At 57.8% G+C, this 15,207-nt stretch carries 13 protein-coding genes; 5 read left to right on the plus strand and 8 right to left on the minus strand.

The features are described from left to right. Positions 1-37 precede the first annotated feature (37 nt). A complete protein-coding gene (locus GGR95_RS00615) occupies positions 38-580 on the plus strand; it encodes an NADPH-dependent FMN reductase (protein WP_184561733.1) in 543 nt (180 codons plus the stop codon). 154 nt (positions 581-734) lie between these two features. Here GGR95_RS00615 and GGR95_RS19095 read toward each other — a convergent pair whose 3' ends face one another. Both GGR95_RS19095 and GGR95_RS00625 read right to left on the minus strand, forming a co-directional pair. Then, positions 735-977 carry a VOC family protein gene (locus GGR95_RS19095; RefSeq protein WP_343042021.1) on the minus strand — a complete coding sequence of 81 codons (243 nt, stop codon included), beginning with the start codon at positions 975-977 and terminating at the stop codon, positions 735-737. Then, positions 974-2,005: an NAD(P)/FAD-dependent oxidoreductase gene (locus GGR95_RS00625; RefSeq protein WP_184561735.1), complete on the minus strand. Its 1,032-nt coding sequence runs from the start codon at positions 2,003-2,005 to the stop codon at positions 974-976. The genes GGR95_RS19095 and GGR95_RS00625 overlap by 4 nt, the downstream gene beginning before the upstream one ends. Before the next feature lie 58 nt (positions 2,006-2,063). Between GGR95_RS00625 and mnmC2 the strand changes: the two genes are divergently transcribed. Both mnmC2 and GGR95_RS00635 read left to right on the plus strand, forming a co-directional pair. Beyond that, complete coding sequence (gene mnmC2 / locus GGR95_RS00630; protein WP_184561737.1) at positions 2,064-2,723, plus strand: tRNA (5-methylaminomethyl-2-thiouridine)(34)-methyltransferase MnmC2; 660 nt, start codon at positions 2,064-2,066, stop codon at positions 2,721-2,723. After that, positions 2,720-3,592, plus strand: a complete 873-nt coding sequence (locus GGR95_RS00635) for a DMT family transporter (RefSeq protein ID WP_184561739.1) — start codon at positions 2,720-2,722, stop codon at positions 3,590-3,592. The genes mnmC2 and GGR95_RS00635 overlap by 4 nt, the downstream gene beginning before the upstream one ends. On the opposite strand, the gene GGR95_RS00640 is transcribed toward GGR95_RS00635, so the two are convergent. Beyond that, entirely contained in the window at positions 3,557-5,533 is a 1,977-nt protein-coding gene (locus GGR95_RS00640) for a lytic transglycosylase domain-containing protein (RefSeq protein WP_184561741.1), read from the minus strand. The genes GGR95_RS00635 and GGR95_RS00640 overlap by 36 nt on opposite strands. Positions 5,534-5,694: 161 nt before the next feature. Between GGR95_RS00640 and dapA the strand changes: the two genes are divergently transcribed. Both dapA and GGR95_RS00650 read left to right on the plus strand, forming a co-directional pair. After that, complete coding sequence (dapA, locus tag GGR95_RS00645) at positions 5,695-6,567, plus strand: 4-hydroxy-tetrahydrodipicolinate synthase (protein WP_184561743.1); 873 nt, start codon at positions 5,695-5,697, stop codon at positions 6,565-6,567. Between the two features lie 87 nt (positions 6,568-6,654). Further along, positions 6,655-7,818 (plus strand): M20 aminoacylase family protein, encoded by a 1,164-nt coding sequence (locus tag GGR95_RS00650; RefSeq protein WP_184561745.1) that lies wholly within the window; start codon positions 6,655-6,657, stop codon positions 7,816-7,818. 5 nt (positions 7,819-7,823) lie between these two features. Here GGR95_RS00650 and GGR95_RS00655 read toward each other — a convergent pair whose 3' ends face one another. From GGR95_RS00655 to xsc, 5 genes are read right to left on the minus strand one after another with little or no spacing between them, the layout of a single operon-like run. Next, positions 7,824-8,696, minus strand: a complete 873-nt coding sequence (locus tag GGR95_RS00655) for a dimethyl sulfoxide reductase anchor subunit family protein (protein WP_184561747.1) — start codon at positions 8,694-8,696, stop codon at positions 7,824-7,826. Further along, positions 8,696-9,454: a 4Fe-4S dicluster domain-containing protein gene (locus GGR95_RS00660; protein ID WP_184561749.1), complete on the minus strand. Its 759-nt coding sequence runs from the start codon at positions 9,452-9,454 to the stop codon at positions 8,696-8,698. The genes GGR95_RS00655 and GGR95_RS00660 overlap by 1 nt, the downstream gene beginning before the upstream one ends. After that, on the minus strand, positions 9,451-12,291 hold the full coding sequence (locus GGR95_RS00665) for a molybdopterin oxidoreductase family protein (RefSeq protein WP_184561751.1): 2,841 nt from the start codon (positions 12,289-12,291) through the stop codon (positions 9,451-9,453). Before GGR95_RS00665 ends, GGR95_RS00660 begins: the two co-directional genes overlap by 4 nt. Further along, complete coding sequence (locus tag GGR95_RS00670; RefSeq protein ID WP_184561753.1) at positions 12,281-13,429, minus strand: acetate/propionate family kinase; 1,149 nt, start codon at positions 13,427-13,429, stop codon at positions 12,281-12,283. The genes GGR95_RS00665 and GGR95_RS00670 overlap by 11 nt, the downstream gene beginning before the upstream one ends. Then, entirely contained in the window at positions 13,398-15,176 is a 1,779-nt protein-coding gene (gene xsc / locus GGR95_RS00675; RefSeq protein ID WP_184561754.1) for a sulfoacetaldehyde acetyltransferase, read from the minus strand. Before xsc ends, GGR95_RS00670 begins: the two co-directional genes overlap by 32 nt. Positions 15,177-15,207: the final 31 nt, after the last annotated feature.

Genomic DNA, 15,207 nt, shown 5'->3' on the forward strand with positions numbered 1-15,207 from the left:
TACTTAGGCAACAGTTATTTGAATAAGGACGGTATCAATGGCTTCTCCTAAACTTCTCGGCATTTCTGGCTCTTTGCGCAAGGAAAGCCACAATTCGCTTTTGTTGGCCGAGGCAGCGCGCCTGTTCGGCGATGCACAATATACCCAAGCTGATATCAATCTACCTCTCTACAACGGCGACGACGAAGAGGCGCATGGCGTGCCTGCGGCTGTAGAGGCTTTGGTGCAGCAGATTGCGGATTCGGATGCGGTGCTGATTTCCTCACCCGAGTATAACAAAGGCCCGTCAGGTGCGTTGAAAAATGCCTTGGACTGGATCAGCCGTTCCGCAACCAAACCGTGGACCAACAAACCCGTCGTCGTGATGTCCGCAACGGCGGGTCGTGCGGGCGGCGAGCGTGCGCAAAGCGTTCTGCGGGGATTCATGGTGCCGTTCCGTCCACGCATTTTGCAGGGGCCGGAAATTCATTTGGCGGCCAGCTATGAGGCGTTTGACGCCAATGGGCAGCTTACGGGCGAGATGTACATCAACGAGTTGACCCAGTTGATGCAGAACCTACGCGCCGAGATGACACGCTAAACCAATATGCCAATCTCGATGAGATTGTCGTCTGGGTCGCGTATATAAAGCGACATAATGGGTCCGGTTGCGCCTGTACGCTGCACCGGACCCGTTTCTATTGTGACGCCTAGACGTGCCAGATGGTTTTGCCACTCCATCAAGGGCGTTTGGGTTAAGAAACACAGATCAGCAGAACCTGTGCCTGCACATGACCTGCTTTGGGTTCAAACTCTGCGCCGCATTGGTGCAGATTGATTTTCATCGACCCAAAGTGCAACGCGTAACGGGTGCTGCCATCGGCGACGGTGAAGGGAGTCCGTGTCATACCCAACACCTGTTCATAGAAGGCAAGCGTCGTTGGGATGTCCTTAACGGTCAGGACAAAATGGTCGAGTGTGATCAGCTGCGGGTTCATAGATTGTCCTCCACGCGAAAGCCGTCTGGAATGGTGTCTTTGTTTTCTAGCAGCACATCCGCCATGACCTGTGCAATTTTGGGGGCCATGCCAAACCCGATTTTAAACCCCCCATTCGCAATGAAGTGACCGTCGCGATCAGGCCAAGCACCCAACATCGGCGCACGGGACCGCGCACGTGGACGTACGCCAGCCCAGCGGGCAATCACGGGCGCATCTTTTAGCGCTGGCACAGCCGCACGGGCGGCAGCGATCACATCGTCAAGCTGCGCATCGGTGCTCGTGGGGGCCTCATAATCGCGCTCGGAGGTGGAACCGATGGCAATTGTGCCATCCAGATGGGGGATGACATGCACGCCGCCTGCAAACAGTTGCGGTGCGCCGGCGGCGTCATAACGCAGCAGCGCGGCTTGTCCTTTTACCCCGTTCCCCATGATCCGCGTGCGCCCGATGTTCAGCGCTTCCAGCCCCGCCACACCTGTCGCCCATAAAACACGGCCTTTGTCGTCGCCTTCTTGCTGCACTTGAACGCCGTGATTGTGAAGGGCGGCAACCAGTGCTTCGCATGCTTGGCGCGGGTGTAGATGGGCGCTGAGCGTGTCGCGGATCAGGTGGCCATCGGGGCTGTTAGGTTGCCATGGGGTATCTGGGGCAGGTATGATCTCCCACGTTGCATTATGCTGCCACAGATCCTTTGCAGACTCGGTACGGCGCTGGGCAAGGGCGCGTGCGGCGGTATCTGCGATGGGTTGTAAACGGCCTGTGCGGGCATAGCCTGATGGCTTGCCCCCAGCCTGTTCCACACCGCGCCAAAACCCTTCCGCCATTAGCAGGCTTTCAAGTTGAAACGCCTTTTTAGGATTCCAGTTTTCAGGCACATGCGGGGCCAAGGCGCCGACGATGCCGCCACTGCTGCCTGCGGCGGGGCCGTTGGGATCAATGATCTGGACACGGGCGCCGCGCTGCACACAGGCCCATGCAATCGACAGCCCGAATATCCCCGCGCCCCGTATTGTGATATCGGTCATTGATCCTGCCTCTCTTTGGGCGCAGATTGCGCTGGAATGACAGATACAGGGCATCACCGTGCAGGACCAGACAGCAGATATTGAATGGCGTGACGGAGTTATTCCCGTATCGACACGTTTTGATGACCCCTACTTTAGCCTCGATAATGGCATGGAAGAAACCAAACATGTGTTTTTGGGGGGGAATGACCTGCCTGAACGCTTTGTCGATGGATTTCATGTGGCTGAATTGGGGTTTGGCACGGGGCTGAATTTCCTTGTGGCCTTGCAGGCGTTTCGCGCCTGTGGCTGCGGTGGGAAATTGCGCTTTACCAGCTTTGAGGCTTATCCGATGGCCATGTCTGATCTGCACGCCTCCCTGCGTGCCTTTGACGGGCTGCCCGATGATCTGGCGCAGGTCACCACATTTCCCGACCATCTGGAGGGCGCGGATTTTGAACTGCGAGTTGTGATTGGCGATGCACGTGAGATGTTGCCCAACTGGGACGGCCAAGCAGATGCGTGGTTTCTGGACGGGTTTTCACCTGCCAAAAACCCTGAACTCTGGTCACCTGAATTGATGGCAGATGTTGCCGCGCATACGGCACAGGGCGGCACGGCGGCAACTTACACAGCCGCAGGGTTTGTGCGGCGTGGGTTGGCGGATGCGGGATTTGAAGTGGCCCGCGTGCAAGGCTATGGCCGCAAGCGGCATATGACGCGGGCGGTACGGCTATGACCAAGCAAAGCAATAACATCCCGCTGGGCATCATGCTGATGATTGCCACGACACTTGTCTTTGCGGTGCAGGACGGGCTGTCGCGGCATCTGGCGGGGCAGTACAACGTGCTGATGGTGGTGATGATCCGCTATTGGTTCTTTGCGGCCTTTGTGATCACCATTGCGAAACGGCATGCGGGCGGTATTCGTGCTGCGGCGCAGACCCAGCAACCGCTGATCCAGATCACCCGTGGCCTGCTGCTGGCCTTTGAGATTTGTGTGATGATTGCGGCCTTCACCATTCTGGGGTTGGTTGAAAGCCATGCGGTATTTACCTCTTATCCTTTGCTGGTTGCCGCCCTTTCTGGTCCTGTTCTGGGCGAGAGTGTCGGCTGGCGGCGGTGGGCTGCGATTGCGGTGGGGTTCATCGGGGTGATGATTATTCTGCAACCGGGCGGGCAAGTATTTGATCTGCGTGCGCTTATCCCGCTGCTGGCTGCTGCTATGTTCGCAATCTACGGTCTGCTCACGCGCTATGCAGGGCGGCGCGATAGCACGGCCACCAGCTTTTTCTGGACCGGCACTGTGGGCGCTGTTGCGATGACGTTGCTCGGCGTATGGTTTTGGGAACCGATGAGCGGTCAAGACTGGATTTGGATGGGCCTATTGTGTGTGACGGGGGTGTCGGGCCACTGGTTGCTTATTCGCTGTTATGAAGTGGCAGAGGCCAGCGCGGTGCAGCCTTTTGCCTATCTTCAGTTGGCGTTTGTATCCATCATCGGCATCAGTTTCTTTGGCGAAACAGTCAGTGCCAATGTAGCCATCGGTTGCGCGATTATCGTGGCGGCGGGATTATTCACCTTTTGGCGCGAACGCCTTAAGAGTTGATCCGGTCAATTCATCGTAGAACGGGATCGGCAACGCCACTTTGCCCAGACGCGCACGGTAGATGGGTAAGCTTTCTGTGACGCGCATGATGTAGTTTTGCGTTTCACGGAACGGCACCATTTCAACCCAATCAACGATATAGATGTCGCCTTGGCGCGGGTCGCCGTAATCTTGCATCCAGCGGATCGGACGGCTGGGGCCCGCGTTATAGCCTGCTGACACCATCACGACATTACCGTCAAAACGGCCCGCCAGTTCGGCCAGATATTGCGCCCCTAGGCGTGCGTTGTAGACAGGATCGGCGGTCAAACGCTCGGTTGTGTGTTGCGGTGAAATACCAAGGCCCTGCGCCACTTCCTTGGCGGTGGCGGGCATCAATTGCATCAAGCCGCGTGCCCCCACCGAGGATTGCACAATGGGGTCGAATTCGCTTTCCCTGCGTGCAATCGCCAGTGTCATTTCTGGTGCCATCGGTAAGTCGGCGGCCCCTGCCGGGTGGAGCGCGTAATAGGCCGACGCAATCTCCAAGCCGCGCCTTGCAGCACGTTTGCCAATCATCACGGCAAGATGGGGTTGCTCTACATCAATGGCGGCTTGGCCCAACAGCTCCAGATCTGGTTCTAGCAGTTGGTCTGCCAGATGTGTCCAGAAACGTTCAGCCAAGTCCAATTCACCAGAGGCTTGCAGCAGTAGCCCTGCCTCGAACAAGGGGGCCGAGGCCAGCGGGCTGGTGCGCCAGTCCTGCTCGGGCGGCAGGCCTTTCAGCTTGTCAGGGAAGGGGATGCGTGCGCGTTCTGCGGCCAGCAACCCGTAGAAAGAGGTTTGGAAACCCGCCCCCATTTTATAGGCGGCGGAGGCCCCTTCATTATCGCCCATTTCCTCTAGGGCGCGGCCCTGCCAATATCCTGCACGGCCCTGACTGATGGGGGATTCAACGGCACTGTCATGCTGTTTGAAATGCTTCAATGCTTGTGCAGGATCATTGAGGAAGCGCAGGGCGATATAGCCCGATAGCCATTCCAGATCAGCAAAGTCCGATCCCTCTGTCAGCCAGTGCTGCGAGGCCATGGCATAGGCGCGCTTGGGGTCGCCATTGCGCATTTCATCTCGCGCCAAAGCACGGCGGCGGTTGCCCCATGCGGCAGGGTTGCCCAGCCCTTCGATGCTTTTGGAGGCCTCCAGCATGAGGTCTTTGGCATCGTCGCTACGGCCCGAGCGAATGCGCCATTCAAATCGCGCATGGTTCACTCCGCCCGTGATTTTCAGGGTGGCGGGCAGGGCTTCATACTCCGAAACTGCACTATCGAGGCGGCGATAGAAGGCAATCCGAGACTGTGCCGCGGCCTTGGCGTTGCTACTGGCGATATCATACATCTGGGCCGCTTCGTCGTATTCGCGTTGCCAGACCATCGCATCCAACCGTGCGTCATGGTGCGGTTTTAACAGGGCCGCGTGCGCGTCTAGAAAGGCCGCTTGGGAATTCGCATTCATTGGCATGGTGCGCCATGCCAGCACTAGATTGGTCTGCGCGGTTCCTGTTAGTCCCTTAGCAATCAGGGCGCGTGCATGGGCCAGTACCCCCATAGGGGTTTGCGGTGCTACTTGGTCAAAGAATGCGATGATCTGTTCATCGCTTTGCTTGATCACCTCGGGTTCTGAGCGGCGATAGAGGTAGTCCATGCCGGGCCAGTCGGGGCGGCGTTTGATGAAATCTGTAATCTGGTCAAAATTGCCTTGGCCAGCACGCAGTCGGTGCCACAAGATGACGTCACGTGCGACAATACCATCACGTTCAGCGATCCGTTCTGCCGCTGCAAAATTACCATTGCGCATGGCGTCCACTGCCCAGCCTAGCGGGCGGGGGCGCTGCTGTGCCGACGCGGGTAACGCGACGGTACAGATCAGCAAAAGGGCCGTTAGATGGTGTCTCATGGCTTGCATTTCCTACCCTGCACACAGTACAGCCTAGAGCATAGACTATCTGCGCGCAGGTTCAATTGATGCCTTAGCGTGCCGGCGGTCTTTCCCGACGTTCCCAACATCAGGGGCGTTTTCATCCTCGGCGGCCAATTTCGGTCTCTAGCACATAAAGGAGCGTGCACATGTTTTCAGGTTCTATGCCTGCCCTCGTCACGCCGTTTCGCAACGGCGAGCTGGATATTGAAACGCTGAAGAAACTCGTGGAATGGCACATCGGTGAAGGCTCGAACGGGCTTGTACCTGTGGGCACCACTGGCGAATCGCCCACGTTGACCCACCGCGAACATGAGTTGGTTGTGGAAGAAGTGGTGAAAGCCGCCGCTGGCCGTATCCCGGTGATTGCGGGCGCTGGTAGCAACAACACGCTGGAATCCATTCGTCTTGCACAGCACGCTGAAAAAGTGGGCGCAAACGGTATTCTGGTGGTGACCCCCTACTACAACAAGCCCACCCAACGTGGGTTGATTGCGCATTTCACTGCGGTTCATGACTGCTGCGAATTGCCGATCATTATTTATAACATCCCCGGCCGTTCGGTTGTGGACATGACACCCGAGACGATGGGCGAGCTGGCCAAGCTGCCGCGCATTGTCGGTGTGAAAGATGCCACAGGCGATCTGGCGCGTGTCTGTGATCAGCGTTTGACCTGTGGGCCGGATTTCATCCAGCTTTCCGGCGAGGATGCGACCGCACATGGGTTCAATGCCCAAGGTGGCGTTGGTTGTATTTCGGTTACGGCGAACGTCGCACCAGAGCTATGTGCACGTCTGCAAGCGGCTTGCTTTGCGGGTGATTACGCGCGGGCCTTGAAAGCTCAAGACAAGCTGATGCCGCTGCACAAAGCGATCTTTACCGAACCAGGTTTGGTTGGTGTTAAATACGCCATGTCCCGTTTGGGCCTGTGCTCTGAAGAAGTACGTCTGCCCCTGACCGAGCTGAGCGATGAGACGCGCAAGCTGGTTGATGCGGGTCTGAAGCACGCCGGATTGCTATAAATCCGCTTGGGGCGCATTGGCGCTCTACACATAGACGGCTTTCGGACGTAGGCTGGGATCAAACCCACCTATCTCCGGAGCCTGACTATGAAAATCCTTCCCCTTATTGCCGAAAGCACAGATGAGCTGACCGCGATTTTTCGCGACCTGCACGCGCATCCTGAAATCGGCTTTACCGAAGAGCGCACCAGCGCAATCGTAGCGCAGAAGCTGCGCGATTATGGTGTGGACGAGGTTTATACAGGTTTGGGGAAAACAGGTGTTGTTGGCCTGATTCACGGCAAGCAAAAGGGCAATCGGCGTGTGGGCTTGCGTGCTGATATGGATGCGCTGCCTATTCATGAAATCACGGGGTTGGAGTACGCCTCGCAGAATGATGGCGTGATGCATGCCTGCGGCCATGACGGGCATACAACCATGCTGCTGGGGGCGGCTAAACATTTGGCCGCCACACGCGATTTTGACGGTACGGTTGTGCTTGTGTTCCAACCAGCCGAAGAGGGTTTGGGGGGCGCGCGCCAGATGATCGCAGATGGGTTGTTTGAACAGTTCCCCTGCGATGAAATTTACGGCATGCACAATATGCCCGATGGCCAGCACGGTAAGGTCGGCATCTGCAAAGGCGCTGCCATGGCGGGCGCAGCGTTTTTTGACATTAAGGTGACGGGCAAAGGCAGCCATGCGGCGCGTCCGTCTGATGGGAAAGATGCGCTGATCATTGCGGCCAGCCTTGCGACCGAGTTGCAGACAATCCTCAGCCGCAATGTGCCCGCACTGGACACCTGCGTGTTGTCCGTGACGCAGATGCATGCGGGTGCTGCCTATAATGTGGTGCCTGAAACCGCCACTTTGGCGGGAACAATCCGCTATTTTAAAGACGATGTTTATGAACTGGTCTCTGGCCGGATGAAGGCGATTTGTGAGGGTTTTGCATTGGCGCATGCGGTGGAGATCACTTGCGATTTGCGCAACGTGTTTGATGTGTTGGTCAATGACAACGACCTGTCAGATGCTTATCTGGACGCCGCTGCGGATATCGTTGGGGTGGAAAACACCTATGACAATTCCGAGCCCGCAACGGGGTCAGAGGATTTCGCGGATATGCTCAAGGTGGTTCCGGGGGCCTATTGTGTGCTGGGTCATGCAGGCACGGTTCCGCTGCATAACCCGTCATTCATGCTAGACCCTGCAATCTTGCCGATTGGTGCTTCTGTGATGGCGCGGGTGGTGGAAAAACGCCTGCCGCTTTGACGGGGTTAGCGTTTACCATAGTACAGGCCGACGACATGTTCGGCCTGTGCAAAAAACAGCCAGCGGGCGGCGAACACGCCAGTGATATGGGCCAGCGCAGCCAGTAGCCCCAGCCAATGGTTAAACGACAGCAGCAGGAAAAATACGGGTAAGATCACCATCAGTGAGATGGCAATGATCCGCAGTTTCAGTGCGTGTTTACGCCCGATCACATAGACAAATTCGCGCAACAGATAGTTTGTGCCAGTATGGGGCGGCTCAAACGCACGCACGGTGCCGATGCTGCCCAAACCTGTTGCGGTGGCCATGTCTGTGCCGCTGTCCGCAAAGGCGGTATCCCCACGCATCCATGTGGCGATCTGGATGCCGCCCGCTAACAGCAACAGCACAATGGCCCAAGTCACCTGCCCTGACATCAACGCGCCGCCTGCGATGCAGATCGACAAGAAATTGGCAGGGGTGAGGGGGCTGTTCCAGCGCGGCACGGTTTTGAGCTGGGCGTAGATCATGGATGTTGTGAACACGGTGCCCAATGATGCCGCTGCGCCCAGCAGGCCCAAGAGGGTCCAGCGTTGATCAAAGAAAACCAACCCAGCGCCGTAGAGCGCCATGAGGATCAGCGCGGCAACCGCACACCACGCTTCGCGCGATAGCCAGCTTGTGCGCCATTGGCTGAAGGCTTTGAGTGCACGTTCGGGGCGGCCCAAGTGGAAGGTCGAGGAAATGAGACCGCCCACAGCCAGCACATAAGCGATGGCGAAAAAGGCAAAGGCGCTGAGCCCTGTCACGGCAGGCATGCCGAGGCCGAGAAATATCAGCAGGCCAAAGCCCAAGCCCGAGAAGGTGGAGAAGAAGATGACGGAAGGTGCGGGGTGCATCAGAGTTTCTCCAGTGTCTTGTCGAGCCAGCTGAGAAAGCCTTTGGCCTCTGTTGCGACGGGATCAAGGAAGGGGGCGAGGATGTCAATCTGCTCATCGCTTTGCGCCAGTTGGTCTTTGGGGCGGGGCGGCAGGTATTTGTTGACGGGTTTTGTGCCTTGCTCTGGCATCAGGTCGATTCCGCCACGCTCCGCCACCAGCTTGCTTACATCGCTGTCAGGGTCGCCCAGATCGCCAAAGTGGCGGGCATTGGACGGGCAGGTGCGCACGCAAGAGGGGGTGCGGTCGATCTCGGGCAGGTTTTCGTTATAGATACGGTCCACGCACAGGGTGCATTTCTTCATCACGCCTTCGGCTGCATCAAGTTCACGCGCACCGTAGGGGCAGGCCCATGCACAAAGGCCGCAGCCGATACAGTCGATTTCATTCACCAAAACAATGCCGTCCTCGACACGTTTATAGCTGGCCCCTGTCGGACAGACGGTGACGCAGGGGGCGTCTTCGCAGTGTAGGCAGGATTTTGGAAAGTGGACCAGCTGTGCGTCACCTTGGGTTGGCTGGACCTCATAACTGTGCACGCGGTTCAAAAAGGTCCCAGATGGGTCTGCGCCGTAAGCGTCTTGATCCGAAAGGGGCGCGCCGTAGTTTTCCGTGTTCCAGCCTTTGCACGAAATCACGCAGGCGTGGCAGCCAACGCAGGTATCCAGATCAATGACGAGGCCCAGTTTTTTGGTGGTTTGTGTGGGAAGCTGGGTCATTGGCCTACCTTCCATGTCAGGTTTTTCGGCGCTTGGGGCACCGGAGATTTAAGGGGCGGCAGGGCGGGCTGAGATTCTGCCCCTGCAGGTGCGGCAACTTTCTGGATGGACACCTTTAGGTCAAACCATGCGGCTTGTCCTGTTATCGGGTCCGAATTGGCCCATCGCAGCCCGTCGCCTTTGGGGGGCAACAATTCGTGAATGAGATGGTTGAGCAGGAAACCTTTGGTGGCCTCGGGCGCGTCTTTGTCCAGCGCCCATGCACCTTTGCGTTTGCCAATCGCATTCCACGTCCAGATTGTGTTTTCGTTCAGCGCGGCCATTTCCATGACGGGGACGGTGATCGCGCCGTGGGGGGAAGTGATCTGCGCCCAATCGCCATCTTGCAGACCATGTTCGCGCATCAGTTTGGTTGGGATATACATCGGGTTGCGGCCATGTAACTGGCGCAGCCATGCGTTTTGGCTGCCCCATGAATGGTACATCGCCATGGGTCGCTGGGTCAGCGCGGTGATGGTGAAACCTTCGTTGCCTTGCTGGTCGGTCTCGTACCAGATCGGAAGAGGGGACATTTTTTCGCGCAGGCGGGCGCGCAGGTGGTCGGGGGGCTGGCGCTCGCCGTGGCCCTCTGCAGCCAGTTGGAATTTGCGCATAGGTTCGGCATAGAGCGAAAAGAGGTAGGGCTGGGGCGTATCATACAGGCCCATTTTTACGGCCCAATCCTGATAGTCTGCGTTCCACGGTTTATAGTAATTTGCGCCATCGGGGATGTGTTCAACAAAGAAACCGCCGTTTGCAATGTAGTTATCAAGCTGGCTGTGATTCACATCGCCGCGCCCGCCTTGGGGGCCGTGTTCGCCCATGCGCCACCCCGCCAACGGCCCGACACCCGGGCGGCGTTGATGGTTGATGATGTAATCGGCGTAATCGGCGTATTTCTGGCTGCCGTTCTCATTGGTAAAGGCGGGCAGACCAAGGCGCGCACCCAGATCACACAGCGCGGATTGAAAGCCTTTGACGTTGCGATCAGGCTCTACCACCGGCCAGCGGATGGCATCGGCCACGGCGTCTGCTTCGCAAATCGGGCGGTCCAATAGCGAGATGCAATCGTGGCGCTCGAGGTAGGTGGTGTCGGGCAGGATCAGGTCGGAATAAGCCACCATTTCCGAGCTATAGGCATCGGAATAGATGATACGGGGGATCACGTATTCGCCGTTTTCGTCTTTGTCCGTGAGCATCTGTGTGACGCCTGAGGTGTTCATGGAGGAGTTCCACGACATATTGGCCATATACATGAACAGCGTGTCGATCTTGTAGGGATCACCCGCATAGGCGTTAGAAATCACCATATGCATCAACCCATGCGCCGACATTGGATTTTCCCATGTGAAGGCTTTGTCGATGCGGGCAGGCGTGCCGTCTTCCTTTAGCGCCAGATCGTCAGGGCCTTGCACAAAGCCAAGGTGCGGCCCGTCTAGCGGTGCGTTTGGCGTGACTTTGCAATGGGGTTTAGGATGGGCTGTGGCGGGTTTGGGGTAGGGGGGTTTGAACCTGAAGCCGCCCGGCACTTCGACGGTGCCAAGGATGATTTGCAGTGTGTGCAAGGCGCGACAGGTCTGGAACCCGTTGGCATGGGCCGAAATCCCGCGCATGGCGTGGAAGGAAACAGGGCGGCCTGTCATGGTCTTGTGATGCTCGCCGCGGAAATCCGTCCATTCGTGATCCAGCTCGAATGCCTCGTCAAAGGCCACGCGCGCCAGTTCCGCCGCCAAAGTGCGGATGCGCTTGGCGGAAATGCCGCAGCGTTCGGCCACGGCCTCGGGCGCGTATTGTGCGTCTAGATACATCTCGGCCATTTGGTGGAAGACGGGACGATGGGTGATGCCTGCCACGCGGTAGGTCGCGGCCAAATCGGGGCGCACGCCTTTGCGGTCATAGGGTGCGGGTTTGCCTGTGGTGCGGTCGATCACCAATTCCTTACCGTCTTCATCGCGCAGTTTCAGGCCAAATTCAGGAGATTTTTCATCGCAGTTGAGCAACACAGCAGCATCGGTGTATTGCGCCAGATAATGCAGGTCCATCTTGCCTGCCTGCATCAGGCAATGGATCATCGACAAGATGAATAATCCGTCAGTGCCCGGGGTGATGCCGACCCAGTCATCTGCCACAGCGTTATAGCCTGTGCGGATCGGATTGACGCCAATCACGCGCGCGCCGCGTTTTTTGATTTTACCGATGCCCATTTTGATCGGATTGCTGTCGTGGTCTTCGGCCACGCCGAACAGCATAAACAGTTTTGTGTGGTCCCAATCGGGTTGGCCAAATTCCCAAAACGCGCCGCCCATGGTGTAGATGCCTGCTGCGGCCATATTGACGGAGCAAAAACCGCCATGTGCCGCATAGTTGGGGGTGCCAAAGGACTGCGCCCAGAGCGAGGTAAAGCTCTGAGATTGATCGCGCCCTGTGAAAAACGCCAGCTTCTCGGGATTGGTTTCGCGGATGGGTCTTAGCCACCCTGCGGCGATGTCATAGGCTTCGTCCCAGCTGATTTCCTCAAACTCGCCTGACCCTCTTTCGCCGACCCGCTTCATCGGCGCGCGTAGCCGCGAGGGGGCATTGTGCTGCATGATGCCAGCCGACCCTTTGGCGCAGAGCACACCCTTGTTGACGGGGTGATCGCGGTTGCCCTCAATATAGGCCACTTTCAGATCGCCCAACGGGTCTTTTTTCATGTGAACGTTAATGCCGCAACGGCAGGCACACATATAACAGGTGGTTTTGCGGATCTCGTCCGAGACTTTTGGGCTTAGGTCCAGCGCGGGCTGTTTATGCGACATTGTGATCCTCTTGGGCGGCCCGAAGGCCTAACAGTGTTTTTGCTTCGCGGGCGATGTGAAGCTCTTCTTGGGCGGGGACGATGTAGGTGGGGAATGCGCCCAGCCAGCGCAGTTGTGCGGTCACGCTGTCGCGGACATGTTTAGAATTCTCGCCAATGCCGCCTGTGAATGCGATTGCATCAATACCCCCCATCGCGGCAATGAGTGACCCTGCCTGTCGCACGATCCAATAGCAAAAATGATCAACGGCAAAATGGGCCTCTGGGGTGGCGCTGGCCTCTAGGGTGCGCATGTCACTGCTCAGGCCGGACAGGCCCAACAGGCCAGATTGCCGGTGCAGTACATCATCGGCGGCATCCAAGCCGCGTTCCCGCACAAGGCGCAGCACGGCACCGGCATCAATTTCGCCTGCGCGGGTGCCCATGGTCAGCCCCCCTAGCGGTGAGTAGCCCATCGTTGTTGCGACGGACCGGCCGTTGTGAATGGCACAGAGCGACACGCCGTTGCCCAGATGCATCGCCAACAGGCGGCGGGGCAGTGTTTTGCTTTGATCGGGGAGTGCATGCACCAAGGCCGCATAGCTGGTGCCGTGAAAACCATACCGCCGCAGGCCCGGTAGATCAGGCAGATCAGGCAGCGCAAAGCGATGGGCCAGTGGCGGGATGGTGGCGTGAAAGGCGGTGTCGAAACTGGCGTATTGGGGCAGGTCAGGGGCGATGGCGGTGACGGCGTGAATGGCAGCCAGATGGTGGGGATTGTGCAGAGGGGCCAAGGGAACACAGCGGGTGACGGCATCGATCACATCAGGTGTGATACGTTGCGCGGTGGTCAGGTCTGTGCCGCCGTGCACAACGCGGTGGGCGGTTGCGTCCAGGTCGGCCACGGTGATGCCACGGGCGGCAAGGGCATCAAAAATCGCGTTCAGGGCCGTGGCGTTATCAGGCAGCGAAACCGCCTGTGTTTCGCCCGCAATCGTCACTGCGCCGCCTGTGCCGATGCCTGTTGCCTCCAGTCGCAAGACCTCGGACAGCGCCCTGTCAAAGAGCGCTGTCTTGATTGATGACGAACCTGCGTTCATCACCAATATGGAGGGGCGGGGCAAAACCTTAAACCGACTGTTCGCGCATGTCGGCGGCATCAATTCCTGCAACGATGACCGGATTTTTCATCGCATCGCGGCGGAACGGGTCGCCCAGTTCTTGGTTGATCATCGCTTCGATCAACGTGGTTTTACCGTGGTTCATCTGATCGTCGATGGCCTTGGCAAGGGCGGCTGTCAGCTCTTCTTGGGTGCGGGCGATCACGCCTTGCAGGCCACAGGCTTTGGCGATTCCGCAATAGGATACGTCTTCGTCCAGCTCGGTGCCGACGAAATTGTCATCGAACCACAGCGTGCTGTTGCGCTTTTCGGCGCCCCATTGATAGTTGCGGAAAACAACCTGCGTCACGGCAGGCCATTCGCCACGGCCAATTGCCGTCAGCTCATTTACCGAGATGCCAAATGCGCCATCACCGGCAAAGCCGACAACAGGCACGTCAGGTTGACCGATCTTGGCACCAACAATGGCGGGCAGGCCATAGCCACAGGGGCCAAACAGACCGGGTGCCAGATATTTACGGCCCTCGGTAAAGGAGGGATAGGCGTTGCCGATGGCGCAGTTGTTGCCGATGTCGGACGAGATGATTGCCTCTTGCGGGAGAGCCTGCTGGATCGCACGCCATGCCATACGCGGGCTCATCCAGTCGGGTTTGGCGGCGCGGGCACGCACGTTCCAATCTGTGCCCGGATCGTCGGCCTCATTTGTCATTGAAGTGAGCTCTTGCGCCCAAGCGGATTTGGTTTGACCGATCAGCGCCTTGCGGTCATCACGGCCCGCATCGCCAGCGGTATCAGCCAGTTGTGTGGTGATCGCTTTGGCCACTTTGGCCGCATCCCCGACAATACCTACAGTCACCTTTTTAGTCAGCCCGATGCGGTCTGGATTGATATCCACCTGAATGACTTTGGCCTGCGTTGGCCAGTAATCAATGCCGTAGCCCGGCAAAGTCGAGAAAGGATTCAGGCGGGTGCCAAGGCACAAGACGACATCGGCCTTTGAGATCAGCTCCATCCCCGCTTTTGAGCCGTTGTAGCCCAGCGGGCCTGCGAACAGCGGATGGTTTCCGGGGAAAGCGTCATTGTGCTGGTAGCCCACACATACGGGTGCATCCAGTTTTTCAGCCAAGACGCGCGAGGCTTCGATGCCGCCTTTGGCCAATACCACACCCGCGCCGTTTAAGATTACAGGGAACTTGGCGGTGGAGAGCATCTCTGCTGCGTTGGCGATGGCGTTTTCGCCACCTTGGGGCAGCTCAAAATCAACAACTTCGGGGATTTCAATGTCGATCACCTGTGTCCAGAAATCACGTGGAACGTTGATCTGGGCAGGGGCAGAGGCGCGTTTGGCTTGCATGATCACGCGGTTCAGTGTCTCGGCGATGCGGGACGGATCGCGGACTTCTTCTTGGTAGGCAACGCAATCCGCAAAGAGGTTCATTTGCTCCATCTCTTGGAAGCCCCCTTGGCCGATGGTCTTGTTTGCGGCTTGTGGCGTAATCAACAGCAAAGGCGTGTGGTTCCAATATGCCGTTTTGACAGCGGTAACAAAGTTCGTAATGCCCGGCCCGTTTTGGGCGATCATCATCGACATTTTACCAGTGGCGCGGGTGTAGCCATCTGACATCATACCTGCCGAACCTTCATGCGCGCAGTCCCAAAAGGTGATCCCCGCCTTTGGAAAGATGTCCGAGATCGGCATCATGGCAGAGCCGATAATGCCAAATGCGTGCTGGATGCCGTGGCGTTGCAGCGTTTTGACAAAAGCTTCTTCGGTGGTCATCTTCATTGGGGCTTATCCTTGGGTATGAGGGCGCGTG

The organism is Sulfitobacter undariae (genome assembly GCF_014196805.1).
GTDB lineage: Bacteria > Pseudomonadota > Alphaproteobacteria > Rhodobacterales > Rhodobacteraceae > Sulfitobacter > Sulfitobacter undariae.

Bases quoted from the DNA above. Each gene is read 5' to 3' on its own strand.
- GGR95_RS00615 (WP_184561733.1), top strand. From the start codon at position 38: ATGGCTTCTCCTAAACTTCTCGGCATTTCTGGCTCTTTGCGCAAGGAA.
- GGR95_RS19095 (WP_343042021.1), bottom strand. From the start codon at position 977: ATGAACCCGCAGCTGATCACACTCGACCATTTTGTCCTGACCGTTAAG.
- GGR95_RS00625 (WP_184561735.1), bottom strand. From the start codon at position 2,005: ATGACCGATATCACAATACGGGGCGCGGGGATATTCGGGCTGTCGATT.
- GGR95_RS00635 (WP_184561739.1), top strand. From the start codon at position 2,720: ATGACCAAGCAAAGCAATAACATCCCGCTGGGCATCATGCTGATGATT.
- GGR95_RS00640 (WP_184561741.1), bottom strand. From the start codon at position 5,533: ATGCAAGCCATGAGACACCATCTAACGGCCCTTTTGCTGATCTGTACC.
- dapA (WP_184561743.1), top strand. From the start codon at position 5,695: ATGTTTTCAGGTTCTATGCCTGCCCTCGTCACGCCGTTTCGCAACGGC.
- GGR95_RS00650 (WP_184561745.1), top strand. From the start codon at position 6,655: ATGAAAATCCTTCCCCTTATTGCCGAAAGCACAGATGAGCTGACCGCG.
- GGR95_RS00655 (WP_184561747.1), bottom strand. From the start codon at position 8,696: ATGCACCCCGCACCTTCCGTCATCTTCTTCTCCACCTTCTCGGGCTTG.
- GGR95_RS00660 (WP_184561749.1), bottom strand. From the start codon at position 9,454: ATGACCCAGCTTCCCACACAAACCACCAAAAAACTGGGCCTCGTCATT.
- GGR95_RS00665 (WP_184561751.1), bottom strand. From the start codon at position 12,291: ATGTCGCATAAACAGCCCGCGCTGGACCTAAGCCCAAAAGTCTCGGAC.
- GGR95_RS00670 (WP_184561753.1), bottom strand. From the start codon at position 13,429: ATGCCGCCGACATGCGCGAACAGTCGGTTTAAGGTTTTGCCCCGCCCC.
- xsc (WP_184561754.1), bottom strand. From the start codon at position 15,176: ATGAAGATGACCACCGAAGAAGCTTTTGTCAAAACGCTGCAACGCCAC.